Origin of the sequence: Marivivens niveibacter (genome assembly GCF_002150005.2) — a bacterium.
Lineage (GTDB): Bacteria > Pseudomonadota > Alphaproteobacteria > Rhodobacterales > Rhodobacteraceae > Marivivens > Marivivens niveibacter.
The window spans coordinates 186,068-208,867 of sequence record NZ_MSPP01000005.1 but is presented as its reverse complement, the minus strand read 5'-3'; the positions used below and the strand labels follow the sequence as shown (position 1 = coordinate 208,867).

Here is a 22,800-nt window from a genome sequence, read left to right as displayed (position 1 = left end):
ACTATTCCCTCTTTAGCGATTTAATTCAGCTTCGATGTGATCGAAACTTTCAGCCAACGCCGTTTCCAGGTTGGCCATGTTCTGTGTTTCTGGCGAAAAACATTCGTACGAAAATGCCCCATCGTAACCAGATGCGATCAAGTCTTTGATCTGGGCAATGTTTGACAATCGATCGTTGCGATCGACTAATATGCGATGTGCATCGGTCATCTGCACTGTTGTTGGTGCGGGGTCTGACACACCTGAAATATGCACGATACCCGTCGCACTAGGGAAATATTCCGTTTCATGCGCCAGCGTGTGATGGAAAGTGTCGTGGACAATTTTGAACCGGTCGCCAAGGTGCAGCGTGTCGATCGTATCGACCAGTTCGGACTTTTTACGAAGCGACGATTGAGTGAAACCCAAAGGTTCGACCAAAGCCACCATATTGGCGTCTTTGAGCATCGGATAAATTTCCTTTAGCGCGATGCGCAGATTGGCCTGGCGTTCACCATTCGCACAGCCCGCGCCATCGTTACGGGGAATGAGGCTGATGGTTTCAGCGCCAGCTTTTTGAGCAATCGAAATCAGATTTTCGACTTCGCTGCGTCGTTGGTCATCCCAAGAGTTAAAAGGGTAGACTTGGCTCAGCCCCAATAATCGGAGCCCCTTTGCGCGGACCAATTCGCCGGCGTCGGCTGCGTCTATACCGTCGAATAAGGGACGCCCCAAGCTGTCCATGTCATTGCGGGCTTCGATCCCGACGCAACCCAAGTTTGCAGCCAATTCTACAAACTCAGTAAAGCTCAGATGAGGCGCAGTCATCTGATTCAGAGCTCTTTTCATCTATCCTCCTCCTTTGGTTCGGTTGTGAACCATGTTTGGTAGGCTGTCTGAAACTAGATGCGCAGGTCAATTTGAGCGCTCGCATTTAACGTCATACATGACGCAATGCGGTCATTGGGAATGACGTAATTACAGCATTTCAGGCAGGTAAACCCTTGGTTCCAGAAAGTGCTGACCTGTGCCGCCATCATATGTGCCAGCAACGATAGACGCCAGCTCCGCGCATAGTTCACGGAGCGGCGTAGCAATAATCATTTGAACGTACCCATCGGCCAACGCGCGGCGCGTTGTATCAGTCAGTTCGTTCACGACCAGACGCACCTCGCCTGCATTGCGCGTTTCCCTTAGCGCCGCGATTGCGCCTTCCATTCCGCCGCCAGCAACGCAAATTCCAGCCAGATCAGGGTGGCGATGCAGTAGATCCAACGTGGCTTCATATGTAATTTGCCGCGTTTCTAGATTAACCAATGTATCCAGCACGGTAAATTCGGGGGCTTCGGCGCGGATAAAGGACCGAAATCCTGCCTCGCGCAGGTCATGCCCGTGCCATCGATTCCCACCTACAAATACAGCGAGCTTTCCGGGTGTGTGAATGGTCTGTGTCAACATCCACGCCGCGGTTCTACCTGCACGCATGTTGTTGAGGCCTAGATAATATTTGCGGATATTCTGAGCGGTATCGTTCAATAATGTGACGACTGGCACGCCTTGGTCGGCAGCATTTTGAATGACTTGATCTAGTTTGGGGTGGTTGATTGCAACACAGGCAATCATGTCAACTTTGTCGGTTAGGTCCTCGATCGCGGCTGTGAAATCATCGGGCGATTGCGATGACACAAATCTAACGACCGTCTCGCCTCGGACGTTGGGTTGCAGCCGCATCGCGGTTGCCAATTCGTGCGCAAAGTTTTGATAAAACTCTTGCTTTCCTTTGACCAAAACAACGCCCAAACGTCGACACGGGACTGATTTTGTCAATCGGCTCAATAGGCTACCGTGTCCGTGATAGCCGACTTTATGCGCGGCATCCGCAATGCGTTGCAAGGTATCCTCGGACACTTTGCTACGGCCATTGATTGCGCGATCAACGGTTGTGACACTCACGCCTGCGGCGGCGGCAACGTCTTTGGTGGTTGGACGATTGGCCATCGTTTCCTCCGTTAAACGTTCTGTGACGTGTAGATTTCAAAGTTCAGATAGGTCGTGATTGCCCCAGCATCCGAATGCTGTTTTTTAGCTGCCACAAGGTTGCTGATCGTTTGACGGGCAAATGCATCAATCGGGTGACAAATGGCCATTGTCAGCGCGCCGTCAATCAGACCTTCGCGGGTCGCAGCGAATAATTCATAGCCGATTGTTACGAAATCTGGACCCGGATTGAATTCACGGATCGCTTCGATCGCGCCAGTTATGCCGCCGCCAGACACAAATAATCCGCCTAGGTTCGGATTTTCATGCAGCAACTCCAGCGTGATTTCTTTCGCGATGGCCAGGCTTTCTAACGTCAAACGTGGTTCCAGCAATTTGAAGCCGCTGCCATATTCGCGGAAATAGGACCGGAATCCGATTTCGTTTAGTTCCTGGTTCCTATAGCGGGGGTTACCTACGAGAATGCCAATTTCGCTAGGGCCTTTGCACATTTTGTGAAAACCCCACGCGGCTGTTCGACCGACTTTCCAATTGTTCCAACCAACAAAACCGACATCGGATTTTGCAGACAATGGTGCGATCATTGCGGTAACGGGTGTTCCGCGATCTTGGACGAAATCAATCGCTTCGGACACTCTGGGATGTTCTGCAGCAACAACTGCCATCGAATCGCATTGTGTGCCAAGCGACCTGATACGCGCCGCGACGGTTTCGGGGCTAAGGTCGCTGAGATATTCCAACTGTAGGTCGATTCCAGCGTCGTGATAAACCCTGGCGGCCTCTTCCAACGCTTTGCCCAAGTTGGAATAAAAAACGCGGTCTGCCTGTTGCAAAAGAACACCCAAGCGATGTGTTTCACGCGATTTTTTTATAGCGTTTTCAATGGATCCCAGCCCGTAAAAGCCGATTGTCTCGGCTGCGTGCAGGACCCGATCCCGAGTCGGTTTTCTCACTGATTCAGGTTGGTTGATGACTCTGTTCACGGTTGAAACAGATACACCTGCGGCATTGGCCAAATCGCGGATAGTTGGTCGCGTTCCCATGTCTCCTCCTCCTTCAATTTGTCTCAATATCAACTTCAAATGAAACTTTTTGAGGTCATTTTTTGAAACAGATTTGAACAGTCTTGATCCGTTCCACGTCAATCTGTCAATTTTCTTTCGTCAACAGCGGTGCCTTGAGGAGGGCGAAATGCCGCAACCGACAGGAGGAGACAAACAATTTCGTATCCGTTGCGCCGAACGCATTTCGATCAGTCTGATCGCTCTGCGGTTTGGACGTAGACAGAATATCTTGCGTAAGCAGGATTTGCGCGAACGTCACCTTTTTCGACCAAATACTCCTTGGGCCTATACGAATGACACAACTATGAGTTGTTCATTTCCCTTAGGTAAATGAATTAACTGAATTGGCCAGTGGCCAAGACAGCATCGAAATGTTCGGGCTGCACGAAATGCAGCTTCAATAGGGAGGAAACGAACATGAAATTCACCAAACTGGTCGCAGCAGCATCGACTGCAATGGTTCTGGCATCCGGCGCAATGGCGCAGGACATCGCCGTGATCGCGGGTTCGATCGAAGACGCGTTCATGGACAAAATCAAAAAAGGCGTTGATGACGCGACCCACATGGTCGAAGCAAACGGTGGTACCGTTCAGTATCTGCGCACCCAGAACTACGAAAACTTTGGTCCAGATCTGGTAACCCTGATCAACCAAGCTGTTGCACAGGGCGTTGACGGTATCGCGATCCCAGTTTGGGTTCCAGATGCACAGATCCCAGCTCTGCAAGCTGCTGCCGCTGAAGGCATCACCATCATGCAGTACAACTCGGGTCTGCCAGTCAAAGACGAAATCAACGCAGTGAACTACTTTGGTTCGGATGAATACGCAGCAGGCTTCGGCGGCGGCGCATACATGGCAGAGCAGGGCGCGACCCACATTCTGTGCCACATCCAGATGCCTGGTGCGATCAACCTAGAACAGCGTTGCCAAGGTGTAACCGACGGCGCAGCAGAGCACGGCGTTAAAGTAACCACCATCTCGACCCCGCCAAACCTGGACGGTGACGTAACCGGTACCGCAGAGGCATTCAAAGCAGAACTGATCGGCGACAGCTCGATCGACGCTCTGATCTCTTGCGCAGACTTTGGTGCAGCTGCAGCAGCAAACGCTGTTGAACAGACCGGTCTGGACCTGAAAATCGGTGCATTCGACTTCTCGACCGCGACGCTAGAGCGTATCGCAGCAGGTCAGCAGACCATGGCAATCGACCAACAGCCATACCTGCAGGGCTTCCTGGCGACTTCGATGCTGTTCGCTAACCTGAAATTCGGCACCGAAATCGCAACCGATCCAGTTCTGACTGGCCCAGCTATCATCGACGCAAGCAACGTTTCCGTCGTTGAAGCAGGCGCAGCACTGGGCGCACGCTAATCATTAGCTGAACCAAACCGCGCGGCCACCGTTTCAACAGTGGCCGCGCATTTAATTTGCCCGCGTACTGGGACAACGGGCAGAACATTCGACACTTGGAGACAAGCCAAATGGCCGACACATCGAATAACGAAAAATCCACAGGGGGCAGCGGCTTTTCGCTATTGGGCCTGTTACGACGTCCAGAGGCCGGTGCTGCAGCCGGTTTCATTCTGGTATTCATTTTCTTCAGCTACTTTGGCTGGGATAAAAACTTTCTGACGCCACTTGGATCGTCCACTTGGCTTAACTTTGCTTCCAAAGTCGGCATCATCGCGATCCCTGTTGGGTTCCTGATGATCGCGGGTGAATTGGATATTTCTGTCGGTGCGATGATCCCTGCGGGTGGTATCGTCATGGCCATGGCGACGAACCAATTTGGCATGAACATTTGGTTCGCAGTCGGGTTCACTATGGTTGTTGCTGGTATGATCGGCTGGGTTAACGGGATGCTTGTGACACGAACACAGGTGCCGTCACTGATTGTGACGTTGGCGACCTTGTTCGTTATTGCGGGTTTGAATGCTTATCTTTCGAAACAGATCGCAGGCACGACCCAGCACTCGGTTCCTGACGCGGGTATCGTTTCCGAATTCATCCTTGGCGACTACCATTCGTGGATCATCGGCGAAGGCGAAAACAGCTTCACTATCTTCCGCAGCCTTCAAAGCTCTTTCTTTATCTGGATCGTTTTCAGCATCGTCTGCTTTTACATCCTGCACGTTTCCCCGTGGGGTAACTGGATCTTTGCGATGGGTGGCGATCAAGAATCCGCACGCAACGCAGGTATCCCGACCAACGGTTTGAAAATCGCGCTGTTCATGCTGTCTGCTATGGCTGCTGCATTGGTGGGCGTCACCGAAGGCGTGCTTGCAAACTCTGCTTCGACCACGACGCAGTTTGGTATGATCTTTAACAGCATCATCTGTGTGGTTGTCGGTGGCGTGTTGTTGACGGGTGGTTTCGGTACTGTGACCGGCACATTCTTTGGCACGCTAACCTTTGGTATCGTGTTCCAAGGCATCAACTTTACCAGCTTTGATAAAGACCTGAACATGCTGTTCATCGGTGTTCTACTGCTGATCGCTGTTCTGATGAACGACACATTCCGCAAACTGGCGACCAATGCGTCGACCAAGAAAAAGGGATAAGTTATGTCTGACACTCCTGTAATTGAACTACGTAACGTCGACAAAAGCTTTGGCCCGATTGACGTTTTGCACGAAATCTCGCTGAAGGTGAAAGCTGGCGAAGTTCTGTGTCTGCTGGGCGATAACGGCGCCGGTAAATCGACCCTGATTAAAACGCTGGCAGGTGTGCATGCACCGACCCGCGGCGAAGTTCTGGTCGATGGTCAGCCGGTCAAATTCTCGGGTCCGAAGGATGCGCAGAACCGCGGTATCGCAACCGTGCACCAGTTCGGCGGCACTTATCCGCTGATGTCGGTTGGTCGTAACTTCTTCATGGGCGAAGAGCCGACCAAAGGCTTTGGTCCGTTCAAAGTCTTTGACCGCAAAACCGCGAACAAAATCGCTGTGGAAGAAGTCCAGAAAATGGGCATCACCCGCATCACCGACGGCGACCGTCTGGTTGGCGGTCTGTCGGGCGGTGAGCGTCAGTCGCTGGCGATTGCGCGCGCTGTGTATTTCGGTGCACGCGTTCTGATCTTGGACGAACCGACTGCGGCACTGGGTGTGAAACAGGCGGCGCACGTTCTGCGCATCGTGAACGAAGCGAAGAAACGCGGTCTGGCTGTTATCTTCATCACCCACCAAGTGATGCACGCGATGACCGTTGGTGACCACTTTGCGGTTCTGATCCGCGGCGCTATCGCAGCTGATTTCCGCAAGGGCGAAAAGTCCCGCGAAGAAATCACCGACCTGATGGCAGGCGGCCAGAACATGGCAGACCTAGAAGCCAGCATCGAAGGCTACATGGAAACCCACGACGGTCACCCGCCGAAAGTTTCCGCAGCAGAGTAACTCTCCCAAACTCTGCCTCACGCGGGCGGGGTTTATTTCCTGATAGGCGGCCTAGGTTTAACCTATGGCCGCTTTTTTTCCGCACATATCGCAAACCAACAAGGATATTTTATGAAGCTATACGTCTACGATCATTGCCCCTTTTGTGTGCGAGCCCGCATGCCTCTGGGACTGAAAAATATCGATGCTGAAGTCGTCTATTTAGATAATCATGACGAAGAAACGCCTATTGGTATGATTGGCGCAAAGATGTTGCCGATCCTAAATGATCGCGATGGCCACATGGGGGAGAGCCTTGATATCGTTCATAAATTGGACGTCATCGACGGCCAACCGATATTCGATGGTTCGCCAACAGAGGCCTTGTTAACTTGGCTTAAAACGCACGATGCAACAGTGAACACATTGGTGATCCCACGTGCGCCAAATGCAATCTATCCAGAATTTGTCGACCCTGAAGCGATCGCCTATTTTACTGCGAAAAAAGAAGCGACCTTTGGTCCGTTTGCGGAATTGATTGCTCAGACCGACGTGGCCAGAGCGAAAATGGAAGCTGCGCTAGATGAATTGATTGCCCTGCTGCCAAACGCAGAACGGCCCAGCATTGACGATATTTATCTGTTCCCGGTCTTACGTGGCCTGACAATTGTGCCCGACCTGACATTTCCCCAGCCAGTTATGGAATATATGACCATGATGGCGGACCGCTGCAAAACGCCATTGGTCCAGCTACAACGGGTAATTTGAACGTCCGTATGCATTCCTGATATACGGCCGCCAAATCAATTCAGAGGATAAATCAATGATCCAGCCAACCGCGTCTTTCAAAGAAAACCTTCAACTGATGCCTTCAATCGACGGCATTCAGGGAATTGATCTTGTGGACGTTGATGAGGTGACTGTGTCCTCTATTGAAAACCAACCTGGCAAACAGGGGTCGCTTGCTGTTTACCATTATCTGAGAAAAGAATTTGGTGAGCTGAATGCAAAGGCAGCCGAACATGGGCTGGCTATTTTCGCAGAGCACACCGAAGACGCAAAAAACCGCCCCGGTGCGCATCCTAATATCGACCGTTTGTTTGATGTGATCGACCAAAACACCGTATTGGCCATTCAGATACGTTAAACGGCGAATTGTTTAAAAACGGTCACGGGATTTTCCGTGACCGTTTCTATGTTAGGCCAAGCTGGGCAGCCAGAGCACGATGGATGGGAACGCCACGAGCAGCGCGATTGTCACCGCATCAGCGATAAAGAACGGCGTTACGCCTTTGAACACGTCTTGGACGCTTAGGTCTTCGCGGACGCCGGCGACGACAAAACAGTTCAGACCGATTGGCGGTGTGATCAGGCAGAATTCGGCCATTTTTACCACCAGAATACCGAACCAGATCGCACACATTGGGCCTGACATTCCAAACGTGCTGTCTGCCGCGGACACCATTTCACCGCCGTTCAGCGCCATGACCGCAGGGTAGACCACGGGCAAAGTTAGCAGCATCATTCCAATGGCATCCATGAACATACCCAGCACTGCATAGGCCAGCAGAATACAGACCAAGATCAACAGGGGAGGCATGGAAAGCGATGTCAGCCAATCGGAAAACGCACCCGGCAGGTCGGCAAAGCCCAGAAAACGCACGTAAATCAGAACGCCCCAAATGATCGTAAAGATCATTACGGACAATTTTGCCGTTTCCAGCAATGCACCACGCAGTTCTTTCCAGCGCATGCCGTTATAGGCGGCCATCAGGAAAACGACAAAGGCCCCGATTGCGCCGCCTTCGGTTGGAGTGCCCCATGCTTCGCCACCAAACGGATTATAGACGAACAAAACGATGGTCAGCACAACGATCAGGATGGGCGCAGCAGGGGGCAGCGACGCAAATCGTTCTTTCCACGTAAACCCACCAACGGCTGGGCCGAACCCTTTGATCGTCATCGCCATGCCGATGATCAGCGCGGCATAGACGATGGCCGAAAAGATACCGGGCAGGAAACCCGCCAGCAGCAGTTTACCCACGTCTTGTTCCACGATGATCGCATAGATCACCAAAATGGCCGATGGTGGGATCAAAGACGCCAGCGTACCACCCGCAGCCACAACGCCAGCCGCGAATTTTTTGTCGTATCCAACGGCCAGCATTTCAGGGATCGCAATCCGTGCAAAAACCGCAGAGGTCGCGATAGATGCGCCCGATACGGCCGCAAAGCCAGCGGTCGCAAATACGGTCGCCACGGCCATACCGCCCGGCACCCACGCGATCCAGCGTTTGGCGGCGGTAAACAGAGCTTTGGTTAGGCCCGCGTAGTAGGCAAGATAGCCAATCAGGATAAAGGTGGGGATCAGCGATAGCGCTTGGGACGCGACCTTGGAATGGGGGACTTGGCCTGCGGTTTTGACCGAAACGGTCAGCGCCCAGATGAACTGATCGCCTGCGAAATCCTTTTTCGCCCAGAAAATCGCAATCAGGCCAATCAGGCCCGCCAAACCAGCAGCAAAGGCCACGCGCATGCCGATAACGACCATGAACAACAGGCCGAGCGATACGATAATACCGATTTCAATAGGTTCCATGACGCTCTCCTTAGTCGTCGTGGCCCGAGACCGTTTTGGCCTCTAGCGCGGCTTGGGTTGCGACATCGATGGGCAGGGGGACGGCCACAGGGTTTTCAAGGCCCAGAACAATCGCGCGGGCATAGCCGTACAGTTGCAGCACCAGACGCGCGCACAGAACGGAGAACGCCACGGGCGCCAGCAATTTCGCGGGCCAGATCGGCAGGCCGATGTCCATCGTGCTGTCGCGGCTCCACATGGGGGCGGCGAAATCGAAGCTACGTTGGAAATGCGCCCACGATCCCCACATTAGCAGCGCCATCAGGATCAGCATCGCGAATGTTGTAATGAATTCAAAGGTGAACAGCGCCCGCCCCTTGAGCCGACCAACCAGCATGTCCATGCGGATATGGCCGCCTTCGCGTTGGGTGAAGGAAATACCCATAAACGCGATCAGGGGCATGAATTGTTCGATCCAATCCACATATCCCGGCACGGGGCGGTCGAAAAAGTTACGGCCAGCAACCGAAAACACGGCCAAAAGCATCAGCCCAAACACAGCAAGGCCCGACAACAGGGCCAATACACGTTCAATTTTTACAAAATTTTGGTCAATCCGACTAAGCGTGCTGTCGTCGGTCAGAATTTGCGCGGTACCAGCCATCGCAGTCCCCTATATCAAACCCCGCCCAACGGATGCTGGGCGGGGCGTTTCGTGAATTACTGTTTCGACGCGGCGACGGTATCAATCACCAGATCGTACAGTTCCTGCGCAGGCAAACCTCGCGCATTGTTTTCTTCGATCCACGCTTGGGCCGCTGGGGCAGCAGCCAATTCGCGTAGCGCGGTCAGCTCTTCTTCGGCCAGTTCAACACGTTCGATGCCACGTTCGTCGAGCGCAGGGCCCCATGCGGCCATGGTCTGTTCGTTGTAGTATTCGATGTAGTAATCCAGCGCTTCGTCGATGGAACTATCCAGCGCTTCGCGTTCTGCATCTGACAGGGAATCGTAGGCGTCGATGTTCACGACAACAGGGCAGTTTACCGCGCCTGGGTTCAGGTTGGTTGTCCACCAGTCAGCATTTTCGATTGTACCAAACGACATGTGCGCGTGCGGTGCGAACGATGCCGCACGGATAACGCCGCTGTCCATGGCTTGACGTACTTCGGTCGCGGACATGGATGTTGGCACTGCGCCTGCAGCCTCTAGTGCGGCACCGATGCCGCCGGTTGCGCGAACGGTCAGGCCTGCGAAATCTTCGATCGTGCGGGGCGCATCGCCCACGCCAGCCACGTTATACTGAGGCAGCGGCGACGGCATCAAAAGGCGCGCGTTCCAACGTTCCAGATCAGCCTGTGTTGCTGGGTGATTGTAGACGGCCATTGAAATTTCGCGCTCTAGCTCTAGGCTATCAACGCCGAGGAACGGCAGTTCCAAAACAGTGATCGATGGGTTTTTGTCTGGGTGATAGCCAGCGCAGAATTGAGCCATTTCAAACGCGCCGATGGAAATGCCATCCAGATTTTCGCGGTTGTTCGACAGACCGCCGTAGGAAATGTTCAGCGTGAATTCACCTCCGGTTTTTTCGTTCAGCAGCTCGGCCAGTTTTTCGACGTGTTCGGTGAATGCGCGGCGTTTGCCCCACAGCGATACATTCCATTCGGTCGCCAAAGTTTCGGTTGCAAATGCCATTGTCAGCGCAGCGGCGGCTGCGCCTGTCCATAGAGTTTTCATGATTTCCTCCCAGAAAACAAATTTTCTGGGCCAATCATGCACATATCATCGCGAAACGCCTATGAAGGAAAACGCGCGGCGATTACGCATGCCCCTGCGGATTTCCGCAGGGGCATGCTGCGCTACAGCAAAGCGTCCTTATCCAGCCCCAATTTCACGATCTTTTCGTTCAACGTGCGGCGGCCAATGCCCAATGCCTCGGCGGCGGCGTCCATGCGGCCTTGATGTGCTTTGATCGCTTTGGCAATCAGTTCGCGTTCAAATGCGGCCACGGCGGCGCGCAGGGTATGGGGGACGTCTTCGATCAGTGTGTCGGACCGCAAGGCGCTGATCATCGTGCCGCCACCGCGGCGGGCGGATAGAACACGCCTTTCGCAGACGCTGCGCAATTCACGAATGTTGCCGGGCCAATCGTGGGCCAATAGCGCGGCAAAATCGTCTGGCGTGAGTTCTGGCGGTTCGCATTCGTAGATGCGGGCGAAATCGTTCAAAAAATGCGCGGTCAGTAGCGTGATGTCATCTCGGCGTTGTCGAAGGTTTGGCAGGTCCACCACGAATGTATTCAGGCGGAACATCAGGTCACGGCGGAAATGGCCCGCAGACACCGCGTTTTCAATGTTTTCATTGGTTGCGGAAATGATGCGCAAATTAATTGCGACGGGGGCAGGGGACCCGATGGGCAGTATCTGTTTATCTTCGATCACGCGCAGCAATTTGGCCTGAACATCCATTGGACAGGCGCAAATTTCGTCCAGAAACAAGGTTCCGCCATCAGCCGCCTGCAAACGACCCTTTTGCGCGCCAAAGGTGCCGAACATGTCGGCCTCGAACGTGTCTGCGTTTAGGGTGGCGCAGTTTATCGCCAAAAACGGACGTTCGCCCATTGGCCCCAAATCATGTAGCGCGCGGGCAACCAGATCTTTGCCTGTGCCTGTTTCGCCTTGGATCAAAACAGGGGCATCGGCCGCCGCATAGTCCAGAATGGCAGCGCGCAGTTCCTGCACTGCTGGCGATCCGCCGACCAGCAGCCGATCCAGCCCCGACAATTCCAGCAGCCGTGCCTTGAGCCGCGCGTTTTGCGACCTCATCGAGCTTTGTTCAGCGGCGTGTTGTAGCACGGTCAACAGGCGTTTGGGGTGATAGGGTTTTTCCAAAAACCCATATGCGCCGTCCTGTATCGCCTGAACGGCCATGGGAATATCGCCGTGCGCTGAGATCAGAATCAACGGCGGGGCAAAGTTAGGATCCAGTTTCGTCAGTAAATCCAGCCCCGACATGCCAGGCATACGTACGTCGGATAAAATGACGTCAGGCGTGGCGCTTTTCAGGTGATCCAAAGCCTTTTCGGCGCGGGAAACGGTGTCGACCTGCCAACCCACGGCCTCTAGTAAATCGGTAAGGGAATGACGCATTTCTTTGTCGTCATCCACGACCAAAATCGAATATCGCATGGGGTTCCTTTAGGTCGGCAAATGCGCGGCGGGAAAGGTCACCCGAAACACCGCGCCACCGGTTTCGCGGTTTTGGGCGGTCATTTCGCCGTCGTGATCTTTGATAATATTGGCCGAAATCGCAAGGCCCAGCCCCATCCCCGCGCCGCTGGCCCGCGTTGTAACGAATGGTTCGGCCAGATCATTTAGCGTCGATTGACCCAGCCCGTGACCGTTATCGCCGACGGAAAACCAAACGATCTGATCGTCTTGGCCCATTGCGATTTCCACCTGCGGTGCATCGGTGTCATCGACCGCGTCCAGCGCGTTGCGGATCAGGTTGGTCATCACCTGTTCGATCCGCAATCGGCTGCCCCAGACTTGCATCGGGTCATCGGGGATGCGTTGATCAACGGTGACCTTCGCCGCGTCAATCCGATGTTGCAGCAGCGCGATCGATGCAGCCATTGAGGTGCGCAGATCAACCACCTCGAACGGTTCGGGGTCGGGCGTGGCAAAGAATTTCAGTTGCTTAGTTATCCCCTCCATCCGGTCAACCAAGCCGCCCAGTTTGCCTAGCACTTTGCCATCGGGGGCGCGGTATTCGGCAGCGGCCAGATGGTTTCGCATGGCGGAAATGGGTTGGCCCAATTCATGCGTAACGGACGCCGACAATTCGCCCAAAGCGGCCAGCCGGCTGGCCTTTTGCAATTCGCGCTGAGTGCGGCGCAGTTCAGATTCCGCCTGACGGCGTTCGGCAATTTCCAGCGCGAGTTTGTCGTTGGCGGTGCGCAAAATCGCCTCTTCTTTTTCGGAACGTTTCAGCGCCTGACCGACCTGACGGGCGTGTTGGATTTGCACCGCCAAAACGGCCAAACCCGCCAAAATCGCGATCCCTGCGGTCACCAGCCAACTGCGAGCAACGGCGCGGTCGTCGGACACGAAATAATGCAGCGACCAGCCATAGGGCAGGGCGTTGGACATCAGGTACAATCGCGGATCGCTGTTAACTTCGGCGGTTTGCGGGCCCGTGCGGCGCCAATCCAGCGAAGCCAGTTCGATATCCGCAAATTGCCGCGTGGTTGCGATTTTGCTGCGTTGTTCATCCGACAACGGGGCCAGCGTACGATAGGCCCACTCCGCGGTGGATGTTAGGATGATCACGCCGTCTTCGTTCGCCAAAAATACCTGTTCGCCCGCGGACACCCATGTTTGTTTCAAGGTGGCAAAGCTGATTTTCAAAACGATCACGCCCAGTGTTTCACCCGCGTCTGACACCACAGGTTCGGACAGGAAAAACCCCGGCAAACCAGTGGTCGCGCCGATGGCGTAGAACTGACCGCGCTGGCCGTTTGCGGCGATTTGGAAATAGGGGCGGAACGAATAGTCTTGCCCGATAAAGCTTAGGTCATTTTCGAAATTTGACGCGGCGGTGGTGATGCCGTCAGGGCGGATGAAATAGATCGCGTCCAGCTCCGCTTGATCCGAAAAATCGCGCAGCCTTGGGTTTACATAGGTCATGTCACCCGTCGCGGCCCCGTCGATCAGCACAGGATCACGGGCCAAAACATAGATCAGCGGGGCGTATTGTTCCAATTCGGCGGTGATCGAGCTGCGGTACAGGGATAGCGTGCCGTCGGCCTTGGCCACTTCGTCGGTGACGAAATACCGATAGGAAAAATGGTTCACGGCCCAACCCGCTAAGGGGGCCGTCAGAACGATGATCAGGATATAAATGGCGCGCATAGGCAAATATGGCCAAAGCCGCAGCGCAGGCGCAAGCCGTTATATTTGAACGTAGCCGCCGTGGCTGGTGATCATGTTTTCGAAATTTTCGACCTTGGCCGACGACTCAGGCGAACGCGCGATCATGACGGTCAACAACAGTTCAGCCGTGATAAAGGCGGTGGTGAGTGACGGCATCAACTGCGGCCCGATCATCGGCAACCGAATGGTTTTCCACGCGTCTTTGGAAATGGGCGACTGATAGCTGTCAGTCAGCGCCAAAATGCGCGCGCCGTTTTCGCGGGCGATTTGGACGGCGCGGACGACCTCGGATGAATAATGTTCATAGGACACGGCGACGACAATATCGTTGGCATTACAAGTCGCCATCTGGTCCAGAATTGCCCCCGGCATGCTGGGGACCTGTTCGAAATTATCGAACGCCATAGACCCCGCATAACTGAAATAATGCGCGACACTGAAACAACTGCGCACGCCCAGAGTATATACGCGACGCGCGGACAGCAGCGGATCGATGCAAGATTCCAGCGTCGCCTGCGCCTCTGGGCTGAACAGCGTTTGCATGTTCATCCAGTTCGCTTGCAGGGTTTCGCTCCAGATATCGTCGCCAGATTTGTTGTGCAGGGCGCGGGCGCGGTCGCCATAGTTTTGGGGCGATTTCATCAGGGCCTGCACGTCCTGCCGAAACGCGTCATAGCCGTCATAGCCCAGCTCAGACGCCAGTCGTGTGACGGTGTTCGCATTTACACCCGCAGAGGTTGCCAACCCACGAATCGACGAAAACGCGACCTCGGGTAGGTGATCCAGCATCCACGCCGCAAAGTTGGACAAAGCAGGCGTTCCCGTTTGTACAACACGGATCAAGGCGGACCGAATTAGTTTTGAATTTTCCATCCTTTACCTCGATTGACAGCGTGTTATTGGGGTCTAAGTGAGCTTTACCAAAAATTCAAATAATACATTTGCATTATTTTTGGAATAGGAATATCACAATCGCATTATCGCCCATTGGGTGAAACAGAGAGGAAAATCCATGAAATTCGCTAACTTTGCAGCAGCGGCCGCTTTGGCTGTCGCAGGCGCTCCGGCAATGGCGCAAGAATTCATTTCGATCGGTACCGGCGGCGTGACCGGCGTGTATTACCCAACTGGCGGCGCAATCTGCCGTATGATGGCGAAAACCCGTTCGGAACACGGCATCCGCTGCGCAGTCGAATCCACTGGTGGTTCGGTTTACAACGTAAACGCAGTGCGTTCGGGCGAACTGGAATTTGGCGTTGCACAGTCCGACGTTCAGTACAAAGCTGTTCACGGCGAAGGTTCGTTGGCAGATGCGGGTCCAAACCCTGATCTGCGTTCGGTATTTTCGATCCACCCAGAGCCATTCACCGTTGTTGCACGAGCTGATGCGGGCATCGTCAACTTTGAAGATCTGGCAGGAAAACGCGTAAACGTCGGCAACCCTGGCTCTGGTCAACGCGACACGATGGAAGTCGTGATGGCAGAACTGGGTTGGGACATGAGCACCTTTGCGCTAGCGTCCGAATTGCAAGCGGCAGAACAGTCGCAGGCGCTGTGTGACAACAACATCGATGCAATGGTTTACACTGTTGGCCACCCATCGGGTTCGATCCAAGAAGCAACCACCGCATGTGACGCCGTTCTGGTGAACGTATCGGGCGACGCGATCGACGCTCTGGTCGAAGCAAACCCATACTACCGCACCGCGACCATTCCGGGCGGCATGTACCGCGGCAACGACGCAGACACCGCAACTTTCGGTGTTGGCGCAACGCTGGTCACCTCGGCTTCGGTATCGGACGAAACCGTGTATCAACTGGTCAAAGCTGTGTTCGAAGACATCGACGGTTTCCGTTCGCTGCACCCAGCGTTCGCAAATCTGGACCCAGCTGAAATGGCAAACGACGGTCTGTCCGCTCCGCTGCACCCAGGCGCAGAGCGTTACTACCGCGAAGCAGGCCTGATCGAATAAGATCACGCTGATCGCCTGAAACACGGGCCGCCGTTTCCGCGGCGGCCCATTTTATTTGCCAAACGGGGGCACCATGACCGAAACGACACAGAAAACAGACCGAAGTTTCACCGAAGACGAGCTTCAGGATCTGGTGGCCAGCACGGATACGGGCGGACGTAATCCAACCAATCGGGCGGTCGCGTTTTTCATCTCTGGCGCTGCATTCGCGTGGTCGCTGTTTCAGTTGTGGATCGCGCAGCCGCAATTGTGGTTCGGCGCGTGGGTTCCTGTTTTAAATTCATCGCAAACGCGCCCCGTTCATTTGGGCTTTGCTATTTTGCTGGCATTTTTGGCTTATCCTGCGCTGAAATCGTCGCCGCGTAACCGCATTCCGATAACCGACTGGATTTTGGCCATCGTCGGGGCGGGCTGTGCGTTTTACGTTTTCCTGTTTTCGCGTGACCTGTCGATGACGGCCCGTTCGGGGCTGCCAACAGATACGCAGATCATCGTCGGTTCGGTCGGCATCCTGTTGTTGCTAGAGGCATCGCGCCGCGCATTGGGGCCTGCGCTGACGATCGTCGGGTCGATTTTCCTGCTGTACGCCTATATGGGGCAGGGCTGGTTGATCCCTGATATTATTGAACATTCCGGCCTGAGTTTCCGCGCGATTGTAAACGCGCAATGGTTGGACACGACGGGCGTGTTCGGCATTCCGCTGGGCGTTTCGACTGCCTTTGTTTTCCTGTTCGTTCTGTTCGGCGCGATGTTGGACAAGGCCGGCGCGGGCAACTATTTCATCCAGCTTGCTTTTGCGGGTCTCGGCGCGCTACGAGGCGGTCCGGCAAAGGCCGCTGTCGTTGGATCGGCGATGACTGGTCTGATCTCGGGTTCGTCCATTGCAAACGTTGTGACGACGGGCACGTTCACCATTCCGCTGATGAAAAAGGTCGGCTTTAGTTCCGAAAAATCGGGCGCGGTCGAGGTTGCGTCTTCGGTCAACGGTCAGATCATGCCACCCGTTATGGGCGCGGCCGCGTTCCTGATGGTTGAATTTGTCGGCATTTCCTATGTCGAGGTGATCAAACACGCCTTTATCCCAGCCGTGATTTCCTACATCGCGCTGGTTTACATCGTGCACCTAGAGGCACTAAAGAAAGACATGCCAGCGCTGGGTCCAGCGGCGAATTTGGGCAAAATGTTCCTGAAAATCGCGGTTGGGTTTGTTGTCACGGGCATCGGATTTACCGCTTTGGTCTATGGCATCAACGGTCTGCGCGCTGTTGCGCCTTCGCTGTCGGGCTGGGTCATTATGGCGGGTATCATCGCGGCCTATGTCCTGATGGTCCGCACGGCGGCGAACAATCCTGACCTGACGCTGGATGATCCAAACTCTGGCAAATTCAGCCTGCCAACCGTCAAAGAGGTGTTCCCGACAGGCTTGCATTACCTGCTGCCAATTTTGGTGCTGATCTGGTTCCTGATGGTCGAAATGCAGTCGCCTGCCAAATCGGCGTTCTGGGCTGTGGCGGTCATGTTGGGCATCATCCTGACTCAGCGCCCGCTAAAGGCAATGTTCCGCGGCGAAAGCATCGCCGCCGCATCGCGCGAAGGCCTGAACGACATGGTCGAAGGCATGATCACAGGCGCGCGCAACATGATCGGTATCGGCGTTGCAACTGCAGCGGCGGGTATCATTGTGGCGACCGTGACCAAAACACCTATCGGCACTGAATTGGCCGGATTGGTTGAACTGCTATCGGGCGGTCACCTGATGATCATGCTGCTGCTGGTTGGTCTGTTTTCGCTGATCTTGGGCATGGGCCTGCCGACCACAGCGAACTATATCGTTGTGTCGTCGCTGATGGCTGGCGTTGTAGTTCAACTGGGCGCCCAAGAAGGATTGATCGTTCCTCTGATCGCGGCGCACCTGTTCGTGTTCTATTTCGGGATCATGGCAGACGTAACGCCGCCTGTTGGGCTTGCCAGTTTTGCCGCGGCGGCGGTGTCGGGCGGCGATCCGATCAAATCGGGCTTTACCGCGTTTTTCTATTCGATGCGGACCGTCGCACTGCCGTTCCTGTTCATCTATAACCCCGCGCTGATCCTATATGGCGTGGATTTGGGAACGACGGCGGGCATCCTGCAGGCGCTGATGATCTTTGTCATTGCGACCATCGCGATGCTGTTGTTCGCGGCGGCAACGCAGGGGTATTTCCTGGCTCCCTCCCAAAAATGGGAAAGCGCAGCGTTGTTGCTGGTGGCCTTTACCCTGTTTGTGCCAGGTTTCTGGCTGGACCGCATCCAACCCCGTTTCGAAGAGCTGCCCCCAACCCAATTGGCGCAGGCCTTTGATGATGCGGCAGTGGGCGACAACATTCGGTTCGTCGTGGCTGGCCCCGCGTTTATCGACGGTAGCCCATCACAGCTAACCATCGTTCACACGGTTCAGGACGGCGATCCCGAAACGGGCCGCGCCGATGCTGCGGGGCTGTTCCTACTGCCCGAAGACGACCGCCTGTTCATGGACGAACCCATGTTCGGCACCGACTATCAGCAGAAATTGCAAGATTTCGATTTTTACACCGATCCTCGGGTCGAAGTGATCAGCCTGCTGCACCCCGCCGACCGTATGCCAAAACAGGTGTTCTGGATCCCTGCCCTGTTGCTGCTGGTTCTGGTCATCGTGCTGCAACGTCGCCGTCAAACCAAACCCGCGTTCTAAGGAGCCGCAAATGTCAAAGAATATTCTGATCCCCATTGATCTGAACACCGCTGACACCACGGCGATCAAACCGCTGGGCGAAGCTATCAACATGCTGGACGGAGGCGTATTGCACATGATCACCGTCATTCCCGAATTCGGGATGGCGCAGGTGTCGGGCTTTTTCCGCGCGGGCTATGAAAAGGACATGCTAAAGGCGTTCGGTGACAAACTGACCGAATGGGTCAACACCCACGTCCCTGATAACGTCGAGGTCCGCCCGCATGTTGTTCACGGCACCGTTTACGATGAAATCCTGCGGGCCGCCGAGAAACTGAACGTTGATCTAATCGTCATGTCGGCCCACCGCCCTGATTTATCCGACTACCTGCTGGGCCCGAATGCCGCGCGGGTCGTTCGTCATGCCAAACAATCGGTCTATGTCGTAAGGAACTAACACATGAGCCACATTTTCGGGCGCTCCACACGCGGCCAGCTGCCTACAGCGGTCGCGGGAGATGGCTGTTATCTAATTGATGCCAATGGCAAACGGTATCTGGATGGATCTGGCGGCGCGGCGGTGTCCTGTCTTGGGCATTCGAACGCGCGGGTGCGGGCGGCGCTGCATGAACAAATGGACAAACTGGCCTTTGCGCATACGGGGTTCTTTACCTCTGATCCTGCGGAACAACTGGCAGATCGGCTGGTGTACTATGCGCCCGAAGGTATCGATCGCGTCTATCTGGTTTCTGGCGGGTCAGAGGCCGTTGAATCCGCGCTCAAACTCGCCCGTCAGTATTTCATGGAAGTCGGCCAGCCTCAGCGGCACCGCGTGATTGCCCGCCGGCAGAGCTATCACGGGAATACTCTGGGCGCACTGGCAGCGGGTGGTAACGAATGGCGGCGTGCGCAGTTTGCACCGATGTTGGTTGAAACGTCCCACATCGCGCCATGCTATGAATATCGTGATCGCCGCGATGACGAAACGGCCGAACAATACGGCCTACGCGCGGCCAATGAATTGCAGGCTGAAATCGAAAGACTGGGCCCTGACAGCGTGATGGCGTTCATCGCTGAACCCGTTGTGGGCGCGACCGCAGGCGCAGTGCCTGCAGTGACCGGTTACCTAAAACGCATCCGCGAAATCTGCGATCAATATGGGATCCTATTAATCCTGGACGAAGTCATGTGCGGCATGGGGCGCACCGGTTATCTGTTCGCCTGCGAAGAGGACGGAATTTCCCCCGATATGGTCACAATCGCCAAAGGTTTAGGCGCAGGTTATCAGCCGATTGGCGCGTTGATGGTGCAGGGAAAAATATACGACGCCATCGCCGCAGGTACGGGATTTTTCCAGCACGGTCACACTTATCTGGGCCACGCTATGGCCGCGACCGCAGCAAATGCCGTTTTGTCCGAGATCGAAGAAAATGACCTACTGACGCGCGTTCGCGCTCAGGGCGAAAAGCTGCAATCGGCATTGGTTTCCGAATTCGGTCAGCACCCGAATGTAGGCGACATTCGCGGGCGCGGTTTGTTCCGCGGTGTCGAACTGGTCGCTGATCGCGATAGCAAAACGCCATTTGAAACAGGTACCAAAATCCACGCAAAAATCAAATCAGCGGCCTTTGATGCTGGGCTGATTTGCTATCCGATGGGCGGCACGATCAACGGGCAGCGGGGCGATCATGTGCTGCTGGCGCCGCCGTTCATCATCACGGACGAACAAATTGATGAACTGGTTTCGAAACTATCTTTGGCTGTGAAAACTGCACTGAAACAATGACCAAACTACCTAAAATTATGGTTGCGCCCAACGGCGCGCGCCTGACGACCAAAGATCACGCAGCGGTGCCTGTCACGATCCCTCAGATCGTAGATTGCGCGGTGAAATGCGCGGCGGCTGGCGCGGATGGTATTCACGCCCACGTCCGCGACGAAGGCCAGCAGCACGTTCTGGACGCAGGGCTGTATCGCGAATTGCTTTCCGAAATTTCGCGCGTTTTGCCCGATTTCTACGTGCAAATCACGACCGAAGCCGTCGGCAGATACTCCCCCGCTGAACAGCGCAAATTGGTTTATGACGTGCGGCCCGCTGCTGTGTCGATCGCGCCTCGTGAAATGTTTGCGGGCGAAATGGATGCAGATTTGCGCACGTTCTACCACGACTGCGCATCGGCAAATATTGCCGTGCAACACATTTTATACGACGAACCAGATGTGCAAAATCTGGCGCTGGCGGTAGAGCGCGGAGTGATCCCCGTGACAGATCTACAGGCGTTGATTGTCTTGGGTCGCTATAACGCGGGGCAAAAATCGTCGCCCGATGAATTGGGTAAACCGGCGCAGCAGCTATTGTCTTTGTTGCCGGGCGTCGATTGGGCCGTCTGTGCGTTTGGTCCCAAAGAAACCGAATGCTTGATCGCGGCGCAAAAGATGGGCGGTAAAATGAGGATTGGGTTCGAAAACAACCGCATCAATTCCGATTTAACCTGCGCTGCTGACAATGCGGAACGTGTGGCCGAATTGGTCGGCAAACTTAAGGCCTAGTAGACATGAGATTTATACCAATCGCCGCAATCGGATTGATCGCTGTTATCTGCACCATTTGGCCGATATTCGGCGCGGCCTCTGCTTTTGTTTCACTGGTTTGTGTCGGTCTGTTCGGGCTGGGCATTTACGACATGGTCCAAACCCGCCATGCTGTTCTGCGCAACTATCCGGTCATCGGGCATCTGCGGTATTTCTTTGAATTGATCCGCCCCGAAATTCGGCAATATTTGATAGAGGGAGACGACGAAGAGGTGCCGTTTTCCCGCGACACCCGCGCCATAGTTTATCAACGCGCCAAAAACGTCGAAGACAAGCGCCCGTTTGGCACAAAAATGCGTGTCTACGACAGTGGCTATCAATGGATGACCCATTCGATCCAGCCAAAGAAAATTGAAAACCCCGATTTTCGCGTCTTGATCGGTGGCCCTGATTGTGCCAAACCCTATAACGCCTCGATTTATAATATTTCCGCGATGAGCTTTGGCGCGTTGTCCGCGAATGCTATTTCTGCGTTGAACAACGGCGCAAGGATGGGTGGATTTGCCCATGATACGGGCGAAGGCGGGATTTCCAAATACCATATCCAAGGCGGCGGAGACCTGATTTTTGAAGTCGGCACAGGCTATTTCGGATGCCGCACCCATGGTGGGCAATTCGACCCTGACAAATTCGCGAAAACCGTATCGTCTGATCAAGTTAAGATGATCGAAATAAAGCTGAGCCAAGGCGCAAAACCAGGGCAGGGCGGCGTTTTGCCAGCGGCAAAAATCACGCCTGAAATCGCAGCGGCGCGAGACGTTCCGATGGACAAAGATTGCGTATCGCCGGCCAGCCATTCGGCCTTTTCCACGCCGATTGAAATGATGCAGTTTATTCAAAAGCTACGCGATCTGTCGGGCGGCAAACCTGTTGGGTTCAAACTGTGCATTGGTCACCGGCGCGAATTCATGTGCATCGTGCGGGCCATGCTGGAAACGGACATTACGCCTGATTTCATCGTCATCGACGGGAAAGAGGGCGGTACGGGCGCAGCCCCGTTGGAATTCGCGAACCACATGGGGATGCCACTGGTCGAAGGTCTGACCTTTGCCCACAACACCCTGCGCGGCGTTGGGCTGCGCGATCGCATCAGGTTGGGCGCCAGCGGTAAATTGGTGCAGTCGTTTGACATCGCGCGGACGCTTGCCTTGGGCGCGGATTGGGTCAATTCGGCGCGCGGATTTATGTTTGCGGTCGGCTGCATTCAGGCGCAAGCCTGCCACACAAACCACTGCCCCACGGGCGTTGCGACCCAAGATCCGGCACGGCAACGCGCGCTAAACGTTACCGATAAATCCCAACGGGTCGCCAATTTTCACAAAAACACGCTCAAGGCGTTGGCGGATATCACGGGCGCTGCGGGGCTAAACCATCCGGGTGAGTTTCTGCCACGCCACTTGATGCTACGCGAAAGCGACCGTGACATGATGACAGGCGATGACGTCTATCCATACATGCCCGAAGGATTTCTGTTGCGCGAAGATGACGATAGATACGGGTATCTGGAACGATGGCGCCGCGCATCGGCAGCTAGTTTCCGTCCATTTGACGGCGGTATCTAAAAACAAACCCCGCGGTTTTCGAACCGCGGGGTTTTTAATTGGGTCAAACCAACTGCATCAAGATCGC

The 22,800-nt window shown here is 54.8% G+C and carries 20 protein-coding genes; 11 read left to right on the top strand and 9 right to left on the bottom strand.

Annotated elements, in window-relative coordinates:
* Positions 1 to 12 precede the first annotated feature (12 nt).
* The 3 genes from BVC71_RS13695 to BVC71_RS13685 all read right to left on the bottom strand — a co-directional run bounded on the left by BVC71_RS13695 (position 13) and on the right by BVC71_RS13685 (position 3,020).
* Positions 13 to 828 (bottom strand): TIM barrel protein, encoded by an 816-nt coding sequence (locus BVC71_RS13695; protein WP_086452251.1) that lies wholly within the window; start codon positions 826 to 828, stop codon positions 13 to 15.
* Positions 829 to 957: 129 nt separating this feature from the next.
* Positions 958 to 1,977, bottom strand: coding sequence for a LacI family DNA-binding transcriptional regulator (locus BVC71_RS13690; RefSeq protein ID WP_086452250.1), 1,020 nt, complete (start codon positions 1,975 to 1,977; stop codon positions 958 to 960).
* Positions 1,978 to 1,988: 11 nt separating this feature from the next.
* Positions 1,989 to 3,020 carry a LacI family DNA-binding transcriptional regulator gene (locus tag BVC71_RS13685; protein WP_086452249.1) on the bottom strand — a complete coding sequence of 344 codons (1,032 nt, stop codon included), beginning with the start codon at positions 3,018 to 3,020 and terminating at the stop codon, positions 1,989 to 1,991.
* 438 nt (positions 3,021 to 3,458) lie between these two features.
* On the opposite strand from BVC71_RS13685, the gene BVC71_RS13680 reads away from it, so the two are divergent.
* From BVC71_RS13680 to BVC71_RS13660, 5 genes are all read left to right on the top strand, one after another.
* On the top strand, positions 3,459 to 4,412 hold the full coding sequence (locus BVC71_RS13680; protein WP_086452248.1) for a substrate-binding domain-containing protein: 954 nt from the start codon (positions 3,459 to 3,461) through the stop codon (positions 4,410 to 4,412).
* Between the two features lie 110 nt (positions 4,413 to 4,522).
* The gene (locus BVC71_RS13675) at positions 4,523 to 5,602 is read left to right on the top strand and encodes an ABC transporter permease (protein WP_086452247.1); all 1,080 of its coding nucleotides are present in this window, start codon (positions 4,523 to 4,525) and stop codon (positions 5,600 to 5,602) included.
* Between the two features lie 3 nt (positions 5,603 to 5,605).
* On the top strand, positions 5,606 to 6,433 hold the full coding sequence (locus tag BVC71_RS13670; RefSeq protein WP_086452246.1) for an ATP-binding cassette domain-containing protein: 828 nt from the start codon (positions 5,606 to 5,608) through the stop codon (positions 6,431 to 6,433).
* A gap of 111 nt (positions 6,434 to 6,544) precedes the next feature.
* The gene (grxB, locus tag BVC71_RS13665) at positions 6,545 to 7,180 is read left to right on the top strand and encodes a glutaredoxin 2 (RefSeq protein WP_086452245.1); all 636 of its coding nucleotides are present in this window, start codon (positions 6,545 to 6,547) and stop codon (positions 7,178 to 7,180) included.
* A gap of 55 nt (positions 7,181 to 7,235) precedes the next feature.
* Positions 7,236 to 7,559, top strand: a complete 324-nt coding sequence (locus BVC71_RS13660) for a DUF2322 family protein (protein WP_086452244.1) — start codon at positions 7,236 to 7,238, stop codon at positions 7,557 to 7,559.
* 51 nt (positions 7,560 to 7,610) lie between these two features.
* Here BVC71_RS13660 and BVC71_RS13655 read toward each other — a convergent pair whose 3' ends face one another.
* The 6 genes from BVC71_RS13655 to BVC71_RS13630 form a co-directional block, all read right to left on the bottom strand.
* The gene (locus BVC71_RS13655) at positions 7,611 to 9,011 is read right to left on the bottom strand and encodes a TRAP transporter large permease (RefSeq protein ID WP_086452243.1); all 1,401 of its coding nucleotides are present in this window, start codon (positions 9,009 to 9,011) and stop codon (positions 7,611 to 7,613) included.
* Positions 9,012 to 9,021: 10 nt separating this feature from the next.
* Positions 9,022 to 9,654 (bottom strand): TRAP transporter small permease subunit, encoded by a 633-nt coding sequence (locus BVC71_RS13650; protein ID WP_086452242.1) that lies wholly within the window; start codon positions 9,652 to 9,654, stop codon positions 9,022 to 9,024.
* A 56-nt stretch (positions 9,655 to 9,710) separates the two neighbouring features.
* Positions 9,711 to 10,724, bottom strand: coding sequence for a C4-dicarboxylate TRAP transporter substrate-binding protein (locus tag BVC71_RS13645; RefSeq protein WP_086452241.1), 1,014 nt, complete (start codon positions 10,722 to 10,724; stop codon positions 9,711 to 9,713).
* 122 nt (positions 10,725 to 10,846) lie between these two features.
* Positions 10,847 to 12,175, bottom strand: a complete 1,329-nt coding sequence (locus tag BVC71_RS13640; RefSeq protein ID WP_086452240.1) for a sigma-54-dependent transcriptional regulator — start codon at positions 12,173 to 12,175, stop codon at positions 10,847 to 10,849.
* A gap of 9 nt (positions 12,176 to 12,184) precedes the next feature.
* On the bottom strand, positions 12,185 to 13,900 hold the full coding sequence (locus tag BVC71_RS13635) for a sensor histidine kinase (protein ID WP_086452239.1): 1,716 nt from the start codon (positions 13,898 to 13,900) through the stop codon (positions 12,185 to 12,187).
* Positions 13,901 to 13,939: 39 nt separating this feature from the next.
* Entirely contained in the window at positions 13,940 to 14,794 is an 855-nt protein-coding gene (locus tag BVC71_RS13630; protein ID WP_086452238.1) for a MurR/RpiR family transcriptional regulator, read from the bottom strand.
* A 139-nt stretch (positions 14,795 to 14,933) separates the two neighbouring features.
* Here BVC71_RS13630 and BVC71_RS13625 point away from each other — a divergent pair, with 139 nt between their 5' ends.
* The 6 genes from BVC71_RS13625 (at position 14,934) to BVC71_RS13600 (ending at position 22,733) form a co-directional block, all read left to right on the top strand.
* Positions 14,934 to 15,893, top strand: a complete 960-nt coding sequence (locus BVC71_RS13625) for a TAXI family TRAP transporter solute-binding subunit (RefSeq protein WP_086452237.1) — start codon at positions 14,934 to 14,936, stop codon at positions 15,891 to 15,893.
* Positions 15,894 to 15,966: 73 nt separating this feature from the next.
* Positions 15,967 to 18,600 carry a TRAP transporter permease gene (locus tag BVC71_RS13620; RefSeq protein ID WP_086452236.1) on the top strand — a complete coding sequence of 878 codons (2,634 nt, stop codon included), beginning with the start codon at positions 15,967 to 15,969 and terminating at the stop codon, positions 18,598 to 18,600.
* Positions 18,601 to 18,610: 10 nt separating this feature from the next.
* The gene (locus BVC71_RS13615) at positions 18,611 to 19,036 is read left to right on the top strand and encodes a universal stress protein (RefSeq protein ID WP_086452235.1); all 426 of its coding nucleotides are present in this window, start codon (positions 18,611 to 18,613) and stop codon (positions 19,034 to 19,036) included.
* Between the two features lie 3 nt (positions 19,037 to 19,039).
* Positions 19,040 to 20,365 (top strand): aspartate aminotransferase family protein, encoded by a 1,326-nt coding sequence (locus BVC71_RS13610; protein ID WP_086452234.1) that lies wholly within the window; start codon positions 19,040 to 19,042, stop codon positions 20,363 to 20,365.
* Complete coding sequence (locus BVC71_RS13605) at positions 20,362 to 21,129, top strand: beta-keto acid cleavage family enzyme (RefSeq protein ID WP_086452233.1); 768 nt, start codon at positions 20,362 to 20,364, stop codon at positions 21,127 to 21,129. The genes BVC71_RS13610 and BVC71_RS13605 overlap by 4 nt, the downstream gene beginning before the upstream one ends.
* Before the next feature lie 5 nt (positions 21,130 to 21,134).
* Positions 21,135 to 22,733 (top strand): FMN-binding glutamate synthase family protein, encoded by a 1,599-nt coding sequence (locus tag BVC71_RS13600; RefSeq protein ID WP_086452232.1) that lies wholly within the window; start codon positions 21,135 to 21,137, stop codon positions 22,731 to 22,733.
* Positions 22,734 to 22,800: the final 67 nt, after the last annotated feature.

Excerpts from the sequence above, each read along its gene's own strand:
- BVC71_RS13680 (WP_086452248.1), top strand. The coding sequence starts at position 3,459 with ATGAAATTCACCAAACTGGTCGCAGCAGCATCGACTGCAATGGTTCTG.
- BVC71_RS13645 (WP_086452241.1), bottom strand. The coding sequence starts at position 10,724 with ATGAAAACTCTATGGACAGGCGCAGCCGCCGCTGCGCTGACAATGGCA.
- BVC71_RS13655 (WP_086452243.1), bottom strand. The coding sequence starts at position 9,011 with ATGGAACCTATTGAAATCGGTATTATCGTATCGCTCGGCCTGTTGTTC.
- BVC71_RS13600 (WP_086452232.1), top strand. The coding sequence starts at position 21,135 with ATGAGATTTATACCAATCGCCGCAATCGGATTGATCGCTGTTATCTGC.
- BVC71_RS13630 (WP_086452238.1), bottom strand. The coding sequence starts at position 14,794 with ATGGAAAATTCAAAACTAATTCGGTCCGCCTTGATCCGTGTTGTACAA.
- BVC71_RS13690 (WP_086452250.1), bottom strand. The coding sequence starts at position 1,977 with ATGGCCAATCGTCCAACCACCAAAGACGTTGCCGCCGCCGCAGGCGTG.
- BVC71_RS13660 (WP_086452244.1), top strand. The coding sequence starts at position 7,236 with ATGATCCAGCCAACCGCGTCTTTCAAAGAAAACCTTCAACTGATGCCT.
- BVC71_RS13640 (WP_086452240.1), bottom strand. The coding sequence starts at position 12,175 with ATGCGATATTCGATTTTGGTCGTGGATGACGACAAAGAAATGCGTCAT.
- BVC71_RS13625 (WP_086452237.1), top strand. The coding sequence starts at position 14,934 with ATGAAATTCGCTAACTTTGCAGCAGCGGCCGCTTTGGCTGTCGCAGGC.
- BVC71_RS13685 (WP_086452249.1), bottom strand. The coding sequence starts at position 3,020 with ATGGGAACGCGACCAACTATCCGCGATTTGGCCAATGCCGCAGGTGTA.
- BVC71_RS13605 (WP_086452233.1), top strand. The coding sequence starts at position 20,362 with ATGACCAAACTACCTAAAATTATGGTTGCGCCCAACGGCGCGCGCCTG.
- BVC71_RS13620 (WP_086452236.1), top strand. The coding sequence starts at position 15,967 with ATGACCGAAACGACACAGAAAACAGACCGAAGTTTCACCGAAGACGAG.
- BVC71_RS13635 (WP_086452239.1), bottom strand. The coding sequence starts at position 13,900 with ATGCGCGCCATTTATATCCTGATCATCGTTCTGACGGCCCCCTTAGCG.
- BVC71_RS13675 (WP_086452247.1), top strand. The coding sequence starts at position 4,523 with ATGGCCGACACATCGAATAACGAAAAATCCACAGGGGGCAGCGGCTTT.
- BVC71_RS13695 (WP_086452251.1), bottom strand. The coding sequence starts at position 828 with ATGAAAAGAGCTCTGAATCAGATGACTGCGCCTCATCTGAGCTTTACT.
- BVC71_RS13670 (WP_086452246.1), top strand. The coding sequence starts at position 5,606 with ATGTCTGACACTCCTGTAATTGAACTACGTAACGTCGACAAAAGCTTT.
- grxB (WP_086452245.1), top strand. The coding sequence starts at position 6,545 with ATGAAGCTATACGTCTACGATCATTGCCCCTTTTGTGTGCGAGCCCGC.
- BVC71_RS13610 (WP_086452234.1), top strand. The coding sequence starts at position 19,040 with ATGAGCCACATTTTCGGGCGCTCCACACGCGGCCAGCTGCCTACAGCG.
- BVC71_RS13650 (WP_086452242.1), bottom strand. The coding sequence starts at position 9,654 with ATGGCTGGTACCGCGCAAATTCTGACCGACGACAGCACGCTTAGTCGG.
- BVC71_RS13615 (WP_086452235.1), top strand. The coding sequence starts at position 18,611 with ATGTCAAAGAATATTCTGATCCCCATTGATCTGAACACCGCTGACACC.